The organism is Lentzea sp. NPDC051208 (genome assembly GCF_040682435.1).
Taxonomy (GTDB): domain Bacteria; phylum Actinomycetota; class Actinomycetes; order Mycobacteriales; family Pseudonocardiaceae; genus Lentzea; species Lentzea kristufekii.
The window spans coordinates 1-18,645 of record NZ_JBFBAW010000023.1; the positions used below are offsets into that span (position 1 = coordinate 1).

16 protein-coding genes and 1 pseudogene are annotated in these 18,645 nt (G+C 64.4%); 9 read left to right on the forward strand and 8 right to left on the reverse strand.

Features of this window, described 5'->3' with window-relative positions:
- Together AB0M48_RS38565 and AB0M48_RS38570 are read left to right on the forward strand one after the other, a co-directional pair.
- A pseudogene (locus AB0M48_RS38565) lies at positions 1-183 on the forward strand (4-hydroxy-3-methylbut-2-en-1-yl diphosphate synthase); the annotation flags it as partial.
- Between the two features lie 164 nt (positions 184-347).
- Complete coding sequence (locus AB0M48_RS38570) at positions 348-1,046, forward strand: helix-turn-helix domain-containing protein (protein WP_363851996.1); 699 nt, start codon at positions 348-350, stop codon at positions 1,044-1,046.
- A gap of 79 nt (positions 1,047-1,125) precedes the next feature.
- Here AB0M48_RS38570 and AB0M48_RS38575 read toward each other — a convergent pair whose 3' ends face one another.
- Positions 1,126-2,943, reverse strand: a complete 1,818-nt coding sequence (locus tag AB0M48_RS38575; protein ID WP_363851999.1) for a 1-deoxy-D-xylulose-5-phosphate synthase — start codon at positions 2,941-2,943, stop codon at positions 1,126-1,128.
- A 145-nt stretch (positions 2,944-3,088) separates the two neighbouring features.
- Here AB0M48_RS38575 and AB0M48_RS38580 point away from each other — a divergent pair, with 145 nt between their 5' ends.
- The 6 genes from AB0M48_RS38580 (at position 3,089) to AB0M48_RS38605 (ending at position 9,940) form a co-directional block, all read left to right on the forward strand.
- Positions 3,089-4,180, forward strand: coding sequence for a polyprenyl synthetase family protein (locus AB0M48_RS38580; RefSeq protein WP_363852002.1), 1,092 nt, complete (start codon positions 3,089-3,091; stop codon positions 4,178-4,180).
- A complete protein-coding gene (locus AB0M48_RS38585; RefSeq protein ID WP_363852005.1) occupies positions 4,180-5,172 on the forward strand; it encodes a 4-hydroxy-3-methylbut-2-enyl diphosphate reductase in 993 nt (330 codons plus the stop codon). Before AB0M48_RS38580 ends, AB0M48_RS38585 begins: the two co-directional genes overlap by 1 nt.
- Before the next feature lie 34 nt (positions 5,173-5,206).
- Complete coding sequence (locus AB0M48_RS38590) at positions 5,207-6,583, forward strand: cytochrome P450 (protein ID WP_363852008.1); 1,377 nt, start codon at positions 5,207-5,209, stop codon at positions 6,581-6,583.
- 188 nt (positions 6,584-6,771) lie between these two features.
- Positions 6,772-7,917, forward strand: coding sequence for a hypothetical protein (locus AB0M48_RS38595; RefSeq protein WP_363852011.1), 1,146 nt, complete (start codon positions 6,772-6,774; stop codon positions 7,915-7,917).
- Between the two features lie 5 nt (positions 7,918-7,922).
- Positions 7,923-8,729 (forward strand): hypothetical protein, encoded by an 807-nt coding sequence (locus AB0M48_RS38600; protein WP_363852014.1) that lies wholly within the window; start codon positions 7,923-7,925, stop codon positions 8,727-8,729.
- The gene (locus AB0M48_RS38605; protein ID WP_363852017.1) at positions 8,726-9,940 is read left to right on the forward strand and encodes a cytochrome P450; all 1,215 of its coding nucleotides are present in this window, start codon (positions 8,726-8,728) and stop codon (positions 9,938-9,940) included. Before AB0M48_RS38600 ends, AB0M48_RS38605 begins: the two co-directional genes overlap by 4 nt.
- Positions 9,941-10,115: 175 nt before the next feature.
- Here the strand turns inward: AB0M48_RS38605 and AB0M48_RS38610 are convergent, their stop codons facing one another.
- Both AB0M48_RS38610 and AB0M48_RS38615 read right to left on the reverse strand, forming a co-directional pair.
- Positions 10,116-10,547 (reverse strand): SRPBCC family protein, encoded by a 432-nt coding sequence (locus tag AB0M48_RS38610; protein ID WP_363852020.1) that lies wholly within the window; start codon positions 10,545-10,547, stop codon positions 10,116-10,118.
- Positions 10,548-11,139: 592 nt separating this feature from the next.
- The gene (locus AB0M48_RS38615; protein ID WP_363852023.1) at positions 11,140-11,352 is read right to left on the reverse strand and encodes a hypothetical protein; all 213 of its coding nucleotides are present in this window, start codon (positions 11,350-11,352) and stop codon (positions 11,140-11,142) included.
- Positions 11,353-11,589: 237 nt separating this feature from the next.
- On the opposite strand from AB0M48_RS38615, the gene AB0M48_RS38620 reads away from it, so the two are divergent.
- Positions 11,590-12,822 carry a hypothetical protein gene (locus AB0M48_RS38620; RefSeq protein WP_363852026.1) on the forward strand — a complete coding sequence of 411 codons (1,233 nt, stop codon included), beginning with the start codon at positions 11,590-11,592 and terminating at the stop codon, positions 12,820-12,822.
- 691 nt (positions 12,823-13,513) lie between these two features.
- Here AB0M48_RS38620 and AB0M48_RS38625 read toward each other — a convergent pair.
- From AB0M48_RS38625 to AB0M48_RS38645, 5 genes are all read right to left on the reverse strand, one after another.
- Positions 13,514-13,795, reverse strand: a complete 282-nt coding sequence (locus tag AB0M48_RS38625) for a DUF202 domain-containing protein (protein ID WP_363852029.1) — start codon at positions 13,793-13,795, stop codon at positions 13,514-13,516.
- Positions 13,792-14,133 (reverse strand): DUF202 domain-containing protein, encoded by a 342-nt coding sequence (locus AB0M48_RS38630; RefSeq protein ID WP_363852032.1) that lies wholly within the window; start codon positions 14,131-14,133, stop codon positions 13,792-13,794. The genes AB0M48_RS38625 and AB0M48_RS38630 overlap by 4 nt, the downstream gene beginning before the upstream one ends.
- A gap of 1,025 nt (positions 14,134-15,158) precedes the next feature.
- A complete protein-coding gene (locus AB0M48_RS38635; RefSeq protein ID WP_363852035.1) occupies positions 15,159-16,346 on the reverse strand; it encodes a putative adhesin in 1,188 nt (395 codons plus the stop codon).
- 236 nt (positions 16,347-16,582) lie between these two features.
- Positions 16,583-17,023: a hypothetical protein gene (locus AB0M48_RS38640; RefSeq protein WP_363852038.1), complete on the reverse strand. Its 441-nt coding sequence runs from the start codon at positions 17,021-17,023 to the stop codon at positions 16,583-16,585.
- 53 nt (positions 17,024-17,076) lie between these two features.
- The gene (locus tag AB0M48_RS38645; protein WP_363852041.1) at positions 17,077-18,603 is read right to left on the reverse strand and encodes a hypothetical protein; all 1,527 of its coding nucleotides are present in this window, start codon (positions 18,601-18,603) and stop codon (positions 17,077-17,079) included.
- Positions 18,604-18,645 lie beyond the last annotated feature (42 nt).

Sequence of the window (18,645 nt, forward strand, 5' to 3'; positions counted from 1 at the left end):
GACCTGGGCGTGGCGAGCGGCAACGGCAAGGGCCAGATCTTCGTGAAGGGCAAGGTCATCAAGACCGTCCCCGAGCACGCGATCGTGGAGACCCTGATCGAAGAGGCGATGCGCATCGCCGAGGAGATGGAGCCGGTCGAAGGCGGAGCCCCGGCCGTCACCGTGCGATCACTGTCTCCGTAGTGGCGGATGACGCCGACGATGTCACTGTTTCCGCTGGAGGGATCAACGAGGCTGTTGCGTGATGTATGGGTGCAGCTCGCGAACCACATCCGGAGGGCTATCTGATCCGCGTGCACATGGAGGCGTCGGTGACGTGGACAGCAATGTCGATTGGAGCGTTCCACATGATCAGCAACACCTCGTTGCACGGTTCAGAGATCAATCGGACACCACGCCTGCTCAAACGCGTGTGCAACATCGTTCGAGAGCTTTCGGGTGTCCATCCCGCCAGCATCTCGATGTTGTCCGCCAGAACCGGGCTTCCCCGAGCCACTGTGCACCGGTTGCTCCGTGCGCTGGAGGACGAGGGTGTTGTCACACGGTCCGAGGGTGGTTACTGCCTGAAGACAGATCTCGCGGGCAATGCCGCGGTATCCGGCGCCGGTGATGTGCTGACCGATCGGGCGAGGCCCCTCATGCTGGAAGTCTTTGGGCAAACCCACCTGTTGATCCAGCTCATGGTCCTTGAGGGTGAATTCGTGCGCTGCGTGGACCTGTTCGACGTCGCACGGAGTTCGACTCCCACTTCCGGCCGCGGTGGTCGATGGCTGGCGACCCACGTGGCGGCGGGGCGGGCGTTGCTCGCCCACTGCAGGAACCACGCGCCGGCACCGTTTCGCGACTCTCCCGTGATGATCGATCGGGGCGCGACCCAACCCGGGCTTGTCACGGTGGCTGTCTCGCTCGGATTCACGAACGGAACCCCTGCAGCGATCTCCGTGAGTGGAACTCTGCAGGACGTCTCGATCCACCGTGTCACCATGCTGTTGAGGCGCTTGGTGCGAGGCGGTGACCTACAGCAGGAAGGCGGCCGCGCGTCTTGACAATGTGCCCGTGCAACTACGGGCACGCCCCGCAGGGGTGCGGCTTGTACGACGCTGCCGCACCCCTGCGGCTCACCGCCTATCCGACGAACCGTGCCGTGGTCATTCTGCGTGCATCTGCTCGCGAGCACGCGACGAGGGCTTCACGCACGATGTCCGCAGGTGCGATTCCGTTCGAGTCCATGATTGCCTGGCGCGACCCTTGCGGCAGAAACTGGCGCGGATATCCGAGATTGAACACGCTCACATCGAGTCCACGGGCAACCGCTGCCTGGCTGAAGAGCACGCCAGCACCACCTGTTCTACTGCTGTCCTCGACCGTCAGCACGACGTCGTGCCCGGCAACCAGGTCGAGGACTTCCGAAGACGGCGGGATCACCCAGCGCGGATCCACCACAGTGGTGCGAATTCCTCGGAGCGTGAGCATCTGCGCGGCCACGAGACACTGCCTGGCGGTTGGTCCAATCGCGACGATGAGGACGTCGCCTTCTGGCGTGCCGTACAACAGGTCACAGCCGCCGATTCGTCTGAGCGCGGGGATCGCTTCCTCGGCAGCTGCCTTGGGATAGCGAACAGCGGTCGGTCCTTCATGGACGACGACGGCTTCGCGGAGAAGCTCGGCAAGTTGCGTCGCATCTCGTGGTGCTGCGACGCGCATGGTGGGGATGAGGTCGAGAATCGAAAGGTCCCACACACCGTGATGGCTTGGACCGTCCGGCCCTGTTACTCCGGCGCGGTCGAGCACGAACGTTACGGGAAGACGGTGCAATGCCACGTCCATGAGCGCCTGGTCGAAGGCACGGTTCAGGAAAGTGCTGTAGATGGCCACAACGGGATGCAGCCCTCGCATCGCGAGGCCGGCTGCGGACGTGACTGCATGCTGTTCGGCGATGCCGACGTCGAAAACGCGGTCCGGATGTTCTCGGGCGAACCGCGTGAGCCCGACGGGATGCAGCATGGCTGCGGTGATGCAGACGATGTCGTGACGTTCGGCGCCGAGGTCCGCGATGGTCTGGCCGAACATTTCAGTCCAGCTCGGAATGCCGAGATGAGCTGCCTGCCCAGTGGTGGGATCCAACGTCCCGATCGCGTGCATGCGGTCGTAGTCGTCCTCCAGCGCGGGCTCATAGCCACGGCCCTTCTCCGTGACGCAGTGCACGAGCACAGGCTCGTCGAAGGCCGCTGCTTCGGCCAAGGCGTGCTCGACGCTTTCGATCTCATGTCCATCAACCGGTCCGATGTACCTGAGCCCCAGTTCGGTGAAGACGTTGTGCTGCCGCGTTTCCTCCCTGAGCTCCGCCAAGTGGCGAGCGAGACTTCCGGCGGTCGGGCCGTAGGACCGCCCGTTGTCGTTCAACACGATGACGACGCGGTTGTCACTTGCACCTATGTTGTTGATGGCTTCCCAGCTCATCCCACCCGTCAGCGCACCGTCACCGACGACGGCGACGACAGTTCGTTCCCGCTTACCGTTCAACACATTCGCCTTCGCGATGCCATCAGCGTATGACAGTGCGACCGAGGCATGGCTGTTCTCGATCACGTCGTGCTCCGATTCACGTGCACTCGGGTAACCGGAGAGTCCATCCTCCTGGCGAAGCTGGTGGAAGCCGTTCGCGCGCCCGGTCAGGAGCTTGTGCACATAGGACTGATGACCGGTGTCGAAGAGCACTGTGTCCCGGGGTGAATCGAAGATTCTGTGCACGGCGATGGTCAACTCGACCACCCCGAGGTTGGGCCCGAGATGTCCGCCGGTGCGGCACACGTTGCCGACGAGGAAGCCCCGGATCTCCACGCAAAGCTTCTCCAGATCTGGGTAGCTGAGCCGCCGCAGGTCTTGAGGTGACGACAACCGCCGAAGCAGCGCGTACCTGTTGTCCTCCGATGCCGATGTCATGTGGCCTCCTCATCTCAGCTTGCCCTGGATTGTGGTTCTGCGAAGGCGCTCGGAGCGACCAGGTGTCTCACTGCACGAGATGGCACGGTCGATGCGGCCATACTCCGGCTTACGGTTGGCCACCTCCCCTCAGATGGAGGTTGTGATGGCACGATCAGGCACGGCAGTCTCGGTCCGCGAACGTCCAGAGACCTTCTTCACCCAGCCGCGAAGCAGGATCGACGCCGAGCTCTCCACTTTCGTCGAAGGTCAGGTCGAACTGTTCGGTGTGCACCCAGACCTCGTACGGGTTTACGAGGTGCTGCGGGACTTCCTGCTCGCGGGAGGCAAGCGGATTCGTCCATTGCTCTGCTACTGGGGCTGGAGGGGCAGCGCCGACGCGGACGTGGACGACATCTTCCGAGCCGCCGCGTCGCTGGAACTGTTTCACGCGTTCGCGCTCATCCACGACGACATCATGGACGGCACAGAACAACGGCGTGGCCGACCTGCGGCCCACCGTGCACTGCAGCAGGTGTCTTCGACTTCGAACGGTGGCCGCCGTGCGGATACCGGCGTGCACCTGGCGATTCTGGGCGGCGACCTGTGCTTCGCCTGGTCCGATCTTCTGCTGGACACCTGCGGGTTCGAGCCTGAACGCATCCGCTCAGTTCGCCCGCTGTTGCACCGGATGCGCATGGAAGTCGTGGTCGGTCAGCACCTCGACCTCTTCGGACAAGGTCGTGCTTGCTCGGTTGGATCGGCGATGGAGATCGTTCGGTACAAGACCGCGCACTACACCATCGAGCGTCCCTTGCAGATCGGCGCCGTTCTCGCGAATGCGGCCGAGCACGTCGTACGGGGTTACACGAACTTCGGTATCTGGCTGGGCGAGGCCTTCCAGCTGAAGGACGACCTGCTCGGCGCTTTCGGTGACCCGGCGGTCACGGGCAAGCCGAATCTGGACGACTTCCGGGAAGGCAAGTCCACGGTGCTCGTCGCGCTCACCCGGCAGCGAGCGAGCAAGGCCGACCGGAGAGAACTGGAGGCGTTGTACGGGAAATCCGACCTCGACTGCGACGCCGCCTGTGTCATTCGCGAGGTCATGGACAGGAGCGGTGCACGGGACGAGGTCGAGCAGATGATCACCGAACGCGCATCGAGGGCGCTGTCCACGCTCGACCACATGGCGATCAACGCGGACGCACGGGACGCCTTGCAGGAGCTGACCTCCGTGACGATCGACAGGGGTGCCTGATGACCACGGGCAAGAAGGTGTTCTTGGCTGCACCAAGGGGTTTCTGCGCAGGCGTTGAGCGGGCGATCGACGCGGTGGAGCTCGCGCTCAAGACGTGCGGGCCGCCGGTCTACGTGCGCAAGCAGATAGTGCACAACCGTCATGTCGTCCAGTCGCTCACCGAACGCGGGGCGGTGTTCGTGGACGACGTCGCAGAGGTGCCCGAGGGTGCGCTGGTGATCTTCTCCGCGCACGGGGTTGCGCCCTCGGTTCACGAGGAGGCGGAACGACGGCGACTGCGGACCGTTGACGCCACCTGCCCGTTGGTCACCAAAGTGCACATGGAGGCACAACGGTTCGCGCGCGAGGACTTCGACATCCTCCTGATCGGCCACGCTGACCACGAGGAAGTCGAAGGAACGGCGGGTGAAGCACCAGACCACGTGCAGGTGGTCGACACCGCGGACGACGTCGCGGCGGTGCGGGTTCGCGATCCTGGACGCGTGGTCTGGTTGTCGCAGACCACGCTCAGCGTGGACGAGGCCGGAGAACGGGTGGACCAGCTGCGCGCCCGCTTTCCGGATCTGCAGGACCCACCCAGTGACGACATCTGCTACGCGACATCCAACCGGCAGACCGCGGTGAAGGCGATGGCGCAGCGGTGTGACGTCGTGCTCGTCGTCGGCTCCATCAATTCGTCGAACTCCGTTCGGCTGGTCGAAGTCGCCCTGCAGTACGGCGCAGGTGCGGCGCACCTCATCGACGACCACACCGACCTCGACCAGCGATGGCTGGAAGGCGGGCTGACCGTGGGAGTCACCAGCGGTGCCTCGGTTCCTGAAGTGCTCGTCGCCGGCGTGCTGTCCGCGCTGGCGAAGCACGGCTGGACCGACGTGGAAGAAGTGACCACGGCGCAGGAGAGTCAGGTCTTCGCGTTGCCGAGGGAACTGCGCGCGCCCCGTGCTTCTGCTCTGCGAGCAGAACCCGGCGAACACGACGAGTCCGCAGAGTGACCCGTGAAGAGCCGAGAGAAGTGAGGTGGCATCGATGACCGGTACCGAAGCCGCACCGCGGCGTGATCACCGACCTCCCGAGGTACCAGGAGGCCTGCCGGTGCTCGGCCACGTTGCCGAGCTGCTGCGCAGACCGACCACGTTCCTCGAACGCGCGAGCGAGGTCGGGGATGTCGTCTCGATCCGGCTGGGTCCTCGCCGCGCCGTGCTGGTGAACAGCCCGGAGCTGATGATGCAGGTACTGCACTCCGACGTGGGGCACTGGGCCAAAGGGCTCGCATACGAGAAAGCGCGCCCCATGATCGGCAACGGCATCGTGGGCCTCTCAGGCGCCGAGCACCGGAAGCAACGACGGCTCATCCAGCCGGCGTTTCGCACGGCCAAGATCGAGCAGTACTCGCTCATCATGCGCGACGTGGCCCGCACGCACATGACGCGGTGGCGCGAAGGCGAGACCATCGATGCCTGGAAGGAGTTCAACTCCATCGCACTTGAGATCGTCGCGAAGGCGTTGTTTTCGGCGGACATGTCGGCCTCGGCCGTTCGGGACGTGCAAGCGTCGTTGCCCGTGGTTCTCCGCGGCATCCAGCGGAGGTTTGTGATGCCTCCGGCCGTGCAGAAGATTCCAACTCCTGAGGGGAGGAGGTACGCGCGAGCCCTGGAACTGTTGCACAGCACCATCGCGCGCATCATCTCCCGGCGCGTCAACGCGGACATTGCACAGGACGACGTCCTGTCGGCACTGCTGTCCGCGGTGGACCCCGAAACGGGCGAGAGTATGTCCGCGCAGCAGGTGCACGACGAGGTCGTGACGCTTCTCAGCGCGGGCAGTGAAACCGTCGCCACCGCGCTGAGCTGGGCAGCCTTCGAGCTCGGAAGACGTCCTGATGTGCAGCAAAAACTGCAGAACGAGGTCCAGTCAGTCCTTTGTGGACGAGCGCCGCGCCTCGCGGACATCGCGAACCTGCCGTACACCGAGATGGTGCTGAACGAGGCCATGCGCATGTACCCGCCGTTGTTCCTGGCGACGAGGTGCCCGCGGATGAACACCGTGCTCGGTGGGTACGAGGTGGAGGAAGGCAGCATGATCATCCTGTCCTTCCACGGACTGCACCACAACCCGCGCGTCTACTCCTCACCGCAGACGTTCGACCCGGAGCGCTGGCGGAGTACGCCAGCGGACACGCTGCCGCGCGGCGCCTTCATCCCGTTCAGCGTCGGGCCGTCGAGCTGCATCGGGAGTGGCTTCGCCCGTGCCGAAGCGGTGATCGTGCTGGCGACCCTGGCACAGCACTGGACGCTCGGCACGCAGGACAGCGACTCCGTGACCCCGCTCGCGCGCACGGTTCTGACACCCGACCGGCTCCGCATTCGTCTCCAACCAGCCGCTTGCGACGCTTCGAAAGGTTAGCCGTGTTCACCACCACGACGCAGTTCTTCGACCGTGCACAGGTGGCCGCGATCGAACGCAGTCTCGAGTACATGCCACCAGACAGCCCCTACCGCGACTTCTGCGCGTGGGCGTTGGACGACCCCGTTCGGTCGGCTCGGTGGCTCCAGGTCACCGACGTCACCCCGGTCACCGGGCTGACCCGCTACGTGCTCGGGGAACTCGGCGAGATCGCCCAGGCGGAACTCACCCCTTACATCACGGTCATGAACGTGTACCTGATGTACGAGAACGTCTCCGACAACCTCGCCATCGGCCTCGCCTGCCCGGACCCGTCCGACACGAGCTCGTCGGTGCGCAAACAAGTGGTTCACGACTTCAACGAGTCGATGATGGCTCGGCTTGCCGAGCCGATCCCGTCGGCGGCGAAAAGGATCGACCTGCGAGGGCTCGCGCCGTTGGCTGACGGGATTTCACTGTTCCGCCAGAGCTTGGCGGAAGACGAACACCGGCTGCTGTCGCGTGCTTACCTGCGTGAACGGGAACCTAAAGGTGGGGTCCGTGTTCTTGAGCAAGATGTGATCGCTCCTCTGCAGGCGAACATCGAAAGTGCCGCCGAAGTGGCGCGGACCGTGCTGCCGTTGCCTTGTGGCGAACTCGTCCGCGCAGGGCTGATCGCCAGATACGCGGCGGTGAACCGCTTGCTGAGCGACGACGAACGGGACCTGGAGGAGAACCTCCGCCTGGGAACGGACTCGATCCTGGTGTATCCCACACTGGCCTATTACCTGGCGGTGGTGGGGGATGCGCTCGGCCTCGCCCCCGGTTTCTCCCGGCGATCCGGCGACCTGCCGTTGCAGGAAGGCCTTCGAGCAGCTGCACTCATCGTTCGCCTCCTCAACGACGTGGGGTCGTTGCTGTTGGAGATCGACGACGAACCACTGGCGGAGGTGCTCCGATCGGTTACCGAGTCGTCCCGCCAGGAGCGCTCGGCGAGAGTGGCGTTGATCGCGGAGGCATCGCAGCGGGGCAACCTGTTCACGAGGATCGCCAAGGACATCGAGTTCGGTGAGTTCAACGTGTGCCTGGACGGCGTGCTGTCATCGGGCGACCCGGTCGCGGCCGTCGAACGGTTCTGCGAGCGCCTGCATGACGTCCGCCGGTCGTACCGCGGCGCTGTGAAAACGCTGAAAGCCGCCTCTGCCACCATCAACGCGTGCACGGCCGGACAGGCTCCGCTGGGGGATCTGCTGTCCCGCTTCGTCGGTTTCCACCAGCGGATGTACGCCGAGTCGCACCGGTCGACCGCAGGGGAGTACGCGGTCGCGCAGGCGCGTGGCCAGGCTGCGGGGTGATTGTTGTGGCCACCTGGTCCGGCGAGCAGCACCTAGGCTGGTCCGAACATCACGTCACACGGTTGGAGACTGCAGCAGCAGGAGCGGTCTCACTGCTGCAGCAGCGAGGCATGACGGCTGAGTGGCATTGGTTGCGGGCGCCCGAACCCGCAGGAGCGCCAGTGCTGTCGCTTCAGGTGCTGATCGGTCCGGCGTTTCGTCATCCGGGGTACAGCGTGTACGGCTTCTTCCAGGTCGCTGACCCGGCCTACCCCAACCTCGGGACGTTCAGGACTCTCGAGGTGCGCGACTACGACCAGATGCCGGTCGCCGACCCGGCCAGGCCGGTGTACGACAAGGAAACGGATCGCCGGGTCAGTGCCGTTTTGACACCGGTGTTGAACTCGTTGCTCAATCCCCTGGATCCGTGTGGCAGAGGGCAGAGCTTGACGGTCGGGTGCTTCCACGGCCGAGTGTCGGCGAGGGATCTGCTCAACGCCTGCGTCATGGGCTGTCGGATCGTCCGCGGCTTCCGCCGTGAAGGCCAGCTGGCGATCATCTGGGTGGACTTCTCCGACAAGGTCTTCGTGCTCGCGGCTCGAGCCTTCGGCGGGCTGGGGGCGCGGTTCGGGGTCCACCTCCTCGTCCGGGACACCCTGCTTTCCACACGCGCCACCGCGGTCCGGCTTGGAGGCCATGACCACCACGTCGGTGGGCTTTCGCATGCGTTCGACCGCGGAGTGCAGCTCGCACACCGAGTTCTGGCACATGCCGCCGCGCGGTCGAAAACGACCGCTCCGCCTGCCGGCAGCCGCAGGCGACAAGCACGATGACTCCCGAGACGGAGGTATTCCACATGGCTCAACCACTGCCGGTAGAAAGAAGCGACCCGTTCGACCCGCCAACAGGCTTGGCGCGCCTGCGCGAGGAGCAGCCGCTGAGCAGGCTGGCGTATCCGGACGGTCACCTGGGCTGGCTCGTCACAAGCGACGACCTGGCGCGCAAGGTGCTGACCGACAAGCGGTTCAGCGCGAGAATGGAACTGCGTCATGAGCCGGTGCCGCGCCCCAGGGGAGAGAACCTCCGGCCGGGTAAGGCCGCGCCGCCCGGTTTCTACATGTTGATGGACCCTCCCGACCACACGCGCTACAAGCGCTTGGTCGCGGCGCAGTTCACGGCACGCCGCATCAACGCGATGCGGCCCCGCGTCGAGCAGATCGTGCACGAGCACCTCGACGCCATGGAGAAGCAGGGACCCCCGGTCGATCTCGTCACCGCGTTCGCGGTGCCGATTCCGACGTTGGTGATCTGCGAACTGCTCGGGGTGCCGTACGAGGAGCGCTCACGCTTCCAGACGGACACAGGACACATCTTGTCGCTCACCGCGACCGACGACCAGGTGTCTGCCTCCATGCGCAACGTGTTCGGGTATATGGCCAAACTGGTCGGTGAGAAGAAGATCGATCCTGGAGACGATCTGCTCAGCGGCCTGCTGGCGACCGGCGAGCTCGCCGATCAGGAAGTAGCGAGCCTGGGCATGTTCCTCTTGATCGCCGGGCTGGAGACGAACGCGAACATGATCAGCTTGGGTACCTATGCGTTGCTGAGGCACCCTGAGCAGCTCGAGGCTCTGCGGACGGGCGTGGTCCCGGTGAGCAACGCAGTGGACGAGCTGCTGCGATACCTGACGGTCGTGCAGTTCAGTGTCATCCGGGCCGCACTGGAGGACGTCGAGATCGATGGTCAGCTCATCAGGAAGGATGAGTGCGTCACGGTGTCGTTGCCGGCGATCAACCGCGATCCCGCGCGGTTCGAGAGGCCGGATGATCTGGATCTGTCCCGTCACGCGGCAGGACATCTCGCGTTCGGGCACGGCATGCACCTGTGCACCGGGCACGAGCTGGCTCGGATGGAGTTGCGTGAGGCGTTCAGCGCACTGCTGGAGAGGTTCCCACGACTACGCCTCGCTGCTGAGCCTCAAGAGATTTCGATGCGGGCCGATATGGCTATCTACGGAGTGCACGAGTTGCCTGTTGCCTGGTGACTGTGACTTCCATGTTCCATGGAAGTCACGCGTTGCCGGTTGGTGTTGACCTGTGATCTCGACCTCGACAATTGTCTGCTCGTGGCTTAGTGCCAACAACTTGTGACGTAGCTTTGTCCGCGCCCGAGGGATCTAGCCGGTGCTGACGCCGGCTCCAGCGGCAGCGCGGCGTTCTTCAGGGGTGCAGGGTTCGCAGAGCCTCGAACACGCTCTGGTAAGCCACACGGAGAAAGGCGGTCATCTCGTCGGCTGAGCAGTCGCGGGGCTCCGCCTCGGCTGACCAGGTGAGAAGGCATCGGTTGTCTCCAAGTTCTGTCACGTGCATGGTCGCCCGGTAGCCGTCCTCGAAAGGGGAGTGGCTCGCGTCCGGCATCGAGTACGTGAGATACATGTGCTCCTGGTCGATGCCTTCCAAGCGTTCCTGGTAGCTGAACGATGTGCCGTTGCTCCTCCGCACCGTCAGGGTGCGAAGGCTGCCCAGTTCGGTGCCTTCGGCCACGGATCTGATGACCGAGGGGCAGTAGCGAGATACGCCGCCGAAATCCGAGATCGTCCGCCACAAGTTGCGCGCCGAGTCCTCAAATGATTGCGCCATCTTGAATTCCACAGTTCCGCTCCTGGGTCAGGCTGCGGCGGCTCTTTGCGCCTCCGCAGCACCAGCACGACGAACGAGTCTAGGTCTCCGACATTCGCCGCAACTTGCGCTGTTCCGCAGCGTGATACACCTTCGTGTCTGCTGCACGAGTAGGTGACGGTTGTGGTCACGCAGCCTGACTGATCGGCGCGGTCATGATTGCTTCGTGTTCGACGGAGCCCCGGCCGTGGGGGCGGGGCGTCTGCGGTCGTGGGGGGAGCGCCGCCGAAACAGCTGCCGTCGGTACGTCAAGTTGGCGTGATGACGCAGTACGCCTTCGGCGAAGCACGTCAGGCTTTGTCGCCACACGCGAATGGCTCGCACGTGATGGTGTACGCGATGGTCCCCAGTTTCTGACTAGAGCGCACGGGCCCATGAGACTGGTCCGCAGCGGACGTTTTATGCCCCAACAACTGCTCGGACGGGCCAATCGCGGTCGGCACCGCCCCTTAGACTCACCTGGATCGGAGAGGCTAGGTGAAGTAGCCGATGGTGTACGTGCTGTGTCACGGGAAGAATCAGCGGAGACGACGACAAGTTCCCGTATGGCAGCGAGGGGTGCCGCCTAGGTTTCTACGCCGGGTTCGGTCAGGGGCTCAGCCAGACGGTCGGCCTCGACATAATCCTGACAAACGAGGAACCACCGGACCTCCACTCGTTTGTATTTGATGCGTTCAAGCGGGTCTGGAACCTGCCGGACCTCGAACTCACGCCGCTCACGCCAAATGAGGACGACACGGCCCGAAAATACCTCGGTGAGATCTACCAGCACGTTCACGTCCTGTCCCAGCCGGCCAGACTCAGCGCGCTGCTAGCCCCTGACGGACCGCTCGGGACCGAATTGGGTGACGTTCGCGTGGTTTGCTGTCTGTCGTCCGACGGCGAGCACGGCCGTGTCCGCAGGACGCCCGCCGAAACCAGAGCGGGTGTCGCGCGAGGCGCTCTGCGTGCCGACGTGGTGTCAGGACACGCCCGTCGTATCGTCAGCATCGCGAAACACGATCCCATTGCAGCGATGCAGGAGTTCGACAAACTTCCGGAGGGCGACAGGGCGCTGATCGAGCACCGACCCCGAATCAGAGCCGTCGCTGCTGCCGCCAAGATCGTCGCCATGCCGGTGGAGGACGAGGACGCACCGGGCTGGCTGAGACTTGTCTCGGCTGTCCACGGACCGGAGCTGCCAGACGGCACCTGGGTTCGTTCTCTCCCTCCGGTTGAGCGCAAGATCAGCGACCTGGTCGGCCTCTTCAGAACATGGGACGGCGTTAAGCGCAACTGCGCTGCACTGCGAGCGGTTGGTCAATCCGACGCGACGAAGACGTTGTGGAACCTCCTCGAGAAAACGGAGTGGCTGGGGAACCGGAACCTGAAGGTTGAGCGGAGGTGCGTCCGGATCGCTGTGTTCGCCCGAAAAGTGCAGATCGACGATCCGGGCACCATTGTGGAGTTCGCTCACGCATACCACATGCTGACGAGGAGCGAGGATCGGAACTGTGCCCGCGAATGGCCCGAGACTGTCGCCGCGATCAAGGCTGTTGTGGAGGCGGCGCGCGTGCCGCCGCACCCGGATCATTTTCTCGCGCGGCTCGACCCTGCCTATCAGGATGCAGCCAGGTTTATCCTGAACCAGCACAGCAGGTCTCTCCGAGCCGCATTGGTGGCGCCGGACGAACTCGCCGGAGACGGCAAACGCGACCGCGAATTCGGTGACACCGACTCGCCTGCTCCCAAGATCCGCCGCACCGAGGACGGCGTCGAGCCCGCCGCGGCCGTGGCAGAGCCGAGTTCGAGCGTGATCGGATTCGAGCTGGGCGGCTCAGAACCCGGTTGGCGCTTCCACGAGCAAGTGCTGTGTGCCATCTGCCACGATCACTGCTTGATTTACGGTTCCTTGCTCGCCGAGGAGCTCAGCCTCCTTCCAGGCATGTGCGCGGTATGCAAAATGACAGTCCACGAGGGGAAGGGAGCCGCTTCAGCTGCTGTGCGAGAACACGTTCCGCAAGTACTTCTTCCACCGCTCCTGCGCAGGCGATATCGCCCTCAGCTGAGTGGTTCACGTTGCTGTCGAGGTCGGCTTCGGCCACTTTGGCCTTGCCATCGCCCAACATGCCTCAGTGGAGCGCGACGCGGAAATGCCTATTTTGGCGAAGTCACGTTGACTCGGTCCCTGCAGACCTCTGTCGGTAGTGGCCGCGTACCCGCAGATGCTCACGCCGGCAGTCACGATGCCACAGCCAACGTCGTATGATCACCGGCCACAGCGTCGGCTCGGTCACCGCGATCAGCAGGTTGACCTTCCTGGCCCCTGCGGCGCGCCCACCGCCAGCACGAGAAACCCGCTTGGTCTACGGCGGACACCTCAGCACCATCTTCAGCTGCGGAGCGCTCGCCGGCGTGCAATGAGACTCGGAGCGACAAGGACGGTCCACCAGTCCGCTCGACGTCGACGTGGCGAGGACTGCGCCGGGACCGCGATCCGTCCGAAGGACGTGGAACGGCACCAACTGGTCGACCAGGTACAGCTTGTCGCGGCGACCGTCGGCGTAGCCGATCTCGTAGCTGACGGCGCCGAGCCAGTCACCCTCGACGCGCGGGAAGCGCCCGTGAAGTCGACGATGGACCGAGTCATGCAATTCTTGCCGAGGACAACGCACGCTGCGTGCTGCTGCGGACCAGCTCGTCGTTACAGCTCCTCGGGCAGTTCGGCACGATCTGGAGCGGGCGCGGCGATGGCCGATTCACGACGAAGCTGCCACGGGCGCGATTCTGATCTGCGGCAGGTTGCGCGGCAACCCCGAACACCGGGCTCGTGAAAGCTTCTACAGCTGCGGACCGGCCTCTCCGGCTGGCGGGCCCGGACCGGGCATTCGGCCCACACGTCTGCACCCTCTGCACTTTCTGCGTTCCGGGGGTGAGTTGTCGCGCCCAGGGGTACTGGTTCATGGTCCGAGCACGAGCGGCAGCGCGGACAAACAGGCTGCGGTTGCCAACAGTGCGACGGCGAAGAGCACCTGTGGCCGCGCGATGAGTCGCCGACGCCGCCCGAACAGCACCAGCGCGACGGACCAAACTGCGGTGCACACCGCGGGAAGCGTTGCCGAGCCCCATCCGTGCCGCGCGGCCACGTTCATCAGCAGCAGAGAGCAGGCGGCGGAGGCCAGCGCGGTGCGGCTCCAGGCGAGGTGGGTGCGTTCGGGCTGCAGGCCGGGGTCGCGATTCACCCGCTGATCACCAGCACCGCGGCGAGCAGTGTCATGAGCAGCACTCCGGCTGTCAGCACGCCGGCCATCCGGCTGCGCGGGAGCGCAGCCCCGGTTCGCATCGCCTGCTGGACGCGCCGCCATCGGGGCAAGCTCGTGGCGGCGACGAGACCGGCGAGTGCCACGCACATCAGCGCCAGTGTCGTCGTGGCGCCGGGAATCTCGAACGGCGGCAGGAACTGGCGCACTGCGACACCGGCGGCGAGCAAGCCCAGGGAGGTGCGGATCCACGCGAGAAACGTGCGCTCGTTGGCGAGGGTGAAGCGGTAGTCCGGTTCCTGGTCCGGTGGTTCCGTCATGGTCAACGTCCCTTCCCCTGGCGCTCCTCCAGCACCCGACTGCTGCTCGAAGACGGTGATGTCGACGGCGGTACCGAAGGCCTGGTGCTGACGGCAGGAGTCGGCTCGCCGAATGCGTGGAGGTGATGATGACAGGTCCGTCCAGTGCGGACACGACGCATCCGGTGAGCCGCACAGGCCGAGGGGATCGACGACTGTTTCACGTTGCCGGCACCTCCGGGATCGTCACCAGAAGCCGGGCTCCTCCGCCAGGCCGGTGACGAGAGCGAGCCCAGAGTCCGCTGCCGGAATCGGTGCTGCAGGTGCCCGCCGGGCTGCCGCAAGCGAACTGCTTGAAGATGCGCTCGTGAAGTTGTTGTCGCACAGCAGACATTCCCAAGCCAACCACCAGTTGCGTATCGAGGACGCGGCGGCCGTGCGGGCAGACGCAGTGGATTGATGCACCCCGTCGGCAGTGGTGACGGCGTGCGGGCTCGGCGGGATGCCGGAAGAGGTCTTGAACCCGGATGATCGGGGGGATCGAGCCGATCGTCAGTGGCGAAGTCGTCAAGCAGGCGTCCACCAAGGACATGATCTTGCCAGTTGTCGGCTTCGTTGCCAGCCGGTCCCCGTGCTGCCCGCTGTCCCGGCGACCTCCTCTCCACCGGTACGCTGCCAAGTGGCGGGTCGGATGTCCCTGGGTACCGCTCCGTCCCGCCCACTGACCGCCCGGTCGGCCATGTCGCCGGGTTCCGCGAACTGCGCAGCAGGTTCACTCGACCTCCCGGCAGGCGACTGCGGCGACTACACCTGTGTGCAGAAGCCGGCCTCAATGCCGGGAGGCCGCACCGGTGGTGGTTCCCGTTCTCGATCGGGGACCGCTGCGAGACCGAGACGGCCAAGACCCTGACGGCGCCTGACCTGGCGTCGCACGAGTTGTACCTGCTGGTCAGCAGGCAAATCGGTTCGGGTGTGACACCGTTCGACGTGGGGATGGACAGCCACCGGCGACCTGATAGCACTGGCAACAAGGGCGTTCGAGGCCGTCAGCTCCAGCGCACGGTCTTGTTGCACGCCTGGCGAATCGCTTCGGTGAACAGTGTGCGGGCACGATCGGTGTCGAAGGCGGGCTCGTCGTACCGTGCCAGTACCCCGTCCCCATCAACGAAAAGTGAGCCGGTCTTGAGCGCGGTGCGGCGCATCGGGTCGTGCATCTGCTCGATCAGGTGAAAGTCGTGACCATCACCGATCGCGACAACAGGCCCGATCTGAGAGAACGAGATGTTCTGCGCGTCCGCCGCCGCCATGACTTCCACGTTCCGCCGGGTGGCCTTCTGTGCCAGTGAACTCGCGTCTATCAGGGTGCGTTGGCCCTGCAGTGCCAGGCAGTGCTGAAGGTTGTCGTGGTCCTCGGGCGACAGTTCGCTCAAGACGGCTTCGGCCTGGAAACCCTCGAGATGTGAGCAGACCGTGACGAAGTTCTCCGCGTCGCGGACCGCTGCCGACAGCTCGGGATCACTTGACAACAGTTCCTGCGTCTCCCGGGACTGGCGGAGCCAGAAGTGGAGGAATCCCAGAGGCTTGACGGCGTGCAGATAGCGAGTGGCCTCGCGGATGTACGACCAGTTTTTCACCGAGTCGCTCACGTTGAGCAACAACGCCTGCACGTCGTCGTCCAGCCGGTCGAAGAACGATCCGGCTGCGGCCTGGTCGACCGCCGCGAGCGCGAGCACTTCCCGTGCTGTGCGCATGAGGTGCTCCAGGAATTCCGGGCTCTTCTCGCCTGGCAACGTCATTGTCATCTTCGGTGCTGGTCCCCGTGCCTGCCGGCATGCCAGAACGTGCAGGTCTGCCGCGAAACGGATGCGGCCGGACTGAATGTCGCCGAACAGCCCTGTGCAGATGTGCCGCTGCACGCAAGGTCGCTCCGGCGTCGCCTCGCACAGGTGGATCGCCCGCTGGACCGTCATGACGTCGTCAGGGCTGGAGGCGACCTGCACAGCGGCGGCGAGCACATCGTCGCGGTGAGGGGTGAGTCGGTAGTTGGGCATCTTCCTGGGGTACCGGTAACTGTCGAAGGCTCCTGTCACAGCTCCGGTGAGTACCTTCAGCAGATTCGCTGTCGCGGCCTGTTCTCCGCTGCGAGCGTAAAAGTGGACGGTGAGGCCCCGCGGCACGCGAATCTTCCCAGAGCCAGGACTCTCCTCGCCGTGCGCGAATACATAGAGAGGCATGGGACACCTGACTTTCGGCGATGCAGTCTGGAGCTGGAGGACGCAAGGGTGATCGTGCCTGGTCGTAAGGCGGTGATGCAGGGAAGAGGCAGCAGAAGTGGAAGCGCGGCCGTCAACGAGGACCTGTCCGCTCACCGGTCACCGTCGATGCGCTGCTCGGTCAGCCGAAGCTGGTCGACTTCACCGAAACCCCGCGCCTCAACTCATCAGATCGAGATGCATCCGGGTGCTGGGCTTCAAACGATCGTGATGGACTCTGCGCCCAGCGCTTCGGCGAGCTTCCGTTTGGTTGGAGCGACTCGGCCGTCGCCCGTGATGTAGGCGCTGTCGGCCCACCCACCGTCGACGATCTCCGCTTCTGCCAGGTGCTCCCGGAGGTAGGCCGCTGTCCCGGCCGTCGAGCCTCCGATGAGGGTCAGCGCGTAGCCGCTGTCCACCCCGATGCCGGGGATCAGCGCCTGCAGCCCGGATGCGAGATCGGTCGCGCCGATCCCGCTCGCTCGTGTGGAGTCACTGTGAATCAGGAACGCCGTGTCGCCGTTGTACCCGCATATTGCCACACAAGGCCCCAAGTCCGAAGTCCACAGAACGGTGCTCCATTCATTGCCGGTCAAGTAGTTGCCGTTGAGGTTGCCTTGTGCCACCTCGAGGCCCGACAGAGCGAGCGGCTGTGTCATTCCTCGTACCTGCCTTTAATTCGAGCTGTTGCGGTCGCACCCGGTCAGTGCGTTCAGGATCGGCCCTTGGCATTCTCGAACTCGACTGGGATGTCAGTGAAGCCGCCGAAGAACTTCTTCAACTGCTTCTTCGTGTATCCGGCGTCGTGGTATTGCACCTTCAAGCAGTTGAGCTCGGTGTCCCATTTCGCCGGGTACAGCGGCCGGCCTGGCTTGTCGAACATCTTGTGGTAAGAGCTGGGCAGCGCCGTGCTCTTGTGCCCGGGCACCTCAACCAACATGTTGTCGTCCGCGATGATCGCCGTGGCCCATTCGTCAGGAATGTTCTTCAGCTGGGTCTCCACCGCATACTGGTTTGCGGCGCGAATGGCGTTCAGATCCAAGCTCGAGGTGTCGACGGTTTCGACGACATGCATGGGAAGGCCCCTGCGTTTTGCCAACTCCGCCTCGATGACTTCCTTAGAGCGGCTGTTTCGCTCCGCCAGCTCCTCGTCCGTTGTCACCAGGGCGCTGGCGGCCATCTCCTTGGCGCGCTTTTTGCTGATGTCATAGGCGATGATGTTCTTCGTCAGCTGTCGGAAAGCTGCGTAGTACTTCTCGGCGCTCTTTCGGTTGCTTTCCACGTTGTTCTCGGCGAGGAACGCTTTGAAGGCGACTTTCCAATCGCGAATTTTCAGGCAATCGTCGAGGCTTTGCGGAGGAAGGCCATGGTGCTTGCCCGCTTCGAGGATCAGGCGGCGTACCTCCGCTCCCAGGTGCAGACCCGGCTCGGCGGCCTGCCGCAGCTCCTCTCGCCGCCGTTCTTCGCCCTGCTGCCTGGCAAGATCCTCATACTTTTCCCGTGCGCTTCGAGGTTGCCTCCGTGGGGATTCAGCTGGATCCAGGGCGCGCACCGCTTTCTCGATCCCGCGCGCTGACCGATCCAGGTCACGGTTTTTCTCCTGGTGCTGGACATGCTTCCGCCCAGACCTCGGCCGCAATGGCTTCATCGGGCTCGCGACCTCGTACGTTTGGATCTGGTCCGCGCCGAATCGCACACGAGGTACGGCCAGGTTGTCGATGTGTGCCATGAGTGCTGCCATGAACTCTGGCAGCCACCAGATGGTCGGGTTTTGCGCGATGGCGGTCAGCTCGGACTCGAGCGTTGCGCCGGTCATCGCTTCACGCTGTGCAAGCCACGTCTTCACTTCAGGCTCGTCGGCGCTCTTCATGAGCTCTTGCGCGCGGTTCAGGAATTCCTGGTGACTGCCGAGCTGGCGCGCCCGATCGTAACCCTCGCGCAAGAATGCGAACCTTTGCTTCTGTCCAGCGGGATCGACGCCGTACGGGTCCAGCTGTTCTGCGTTCTCGGCGAGCTGAACTACAGCGTTGAGAGTTTCGGTGACCGCGTCCCAATCCTTCACATAACTGTCGAACGCGGGTGCGGATCGCACTTCGTCGTCCAGGTAGTTCGGTAGGGCGGCCATCGCGGTCGCGTGCGCCGCTCGTAGCTCCGGCAGGTGCTCCAATACCCGCCCGAGATGAGCCTCGTAGTCCCGAGCCCAAACATCCTGTGGCGACGCACCTTCGATGTCGGTCATTACCTCACCCGCTGCTTCGAATAGTTACCCTAAATCAGTTGC

Bases quoted from the DNA above. Each gene is read 5' to 3' on its own strand.
- AB0M48_RS38575 (WP_363851999.1), bottom strand. From the start codon at position 2,943: ATGACATCGGCATCGGAGGACAACAGGTACGCGCTGCTTCGGCGGTTG.
- AB0M48_RS38630 (WP_363852032.1), bottom strand. From the start codon at position 14,133: ATGACGGAACCACCGGACCAGGAACCGGACTACCGCTTCACCCTCGCC.
- AB0M48_RS38590 (WP_363852008.1), top strand. From the start codon at position 5,207: ATGACCGGTACCGAAGCCGCACCGCGGCGTGATCACCGACCTCCCGAG.
- AB0M48_RS38640 (WP_363852038.1), bottom strand. From the start codon at position 17,023: ATGACACAGCCGCTCGCTCTGTCGGGCCTCGAGGTGGCACAAGGCAAC.
- AB0M48_RS38635 (WP_363852035.1), bottom strand. From the start codon at position 16,346: ATGCCTCTCTATGTATTCGCGCACGGCGAGGAGAGTCCTGGCTCTGGG.
- AB0M48_RS38585 (WP_363852005.1), top strand. From the start codon at position 4,180: ATGACCACGGGCAAGAAGGTGTTCTTGGCTGCACCAAGGGGTTTCTGC.
- AB0M48_RS38605 (WP_363852017.1), top strand. From the start codon at position 8,726: ATGACTCCCGAGACGGAGGTATTCCACATGGCTCAACCACTGCCGGTA.
- AB0M48_RS38645 (WP_363852041.1), bottom strand. From the start codon at position 18,603: ATGACCGACATCGAAGGTGCGTCGCCACAGGATGTTTGGGCTCGGGAC.
- AB0M48_RS38580 (WP_363852002.1), top strand. From the start codon at position 3,089: ATGGCACGATCAGGCACGGCAGTCTCGGTCCGCGAACGTCCAGAGACC.
- AB0M48_RS38570 (WP_363851996.1), top strand. From the start codon at position 348: ATGATCAGCAACACCTCGTTGCACGGTTCAGAGATCAATCGGACACCA.
- AB0M48_RS38620 (WP_363852026.1), top strand. From the start codon at position 11,590: ATGCAGGAGTTCGACAAACTTCCGGAGGGCGACAGGGCGCTGATCGAG.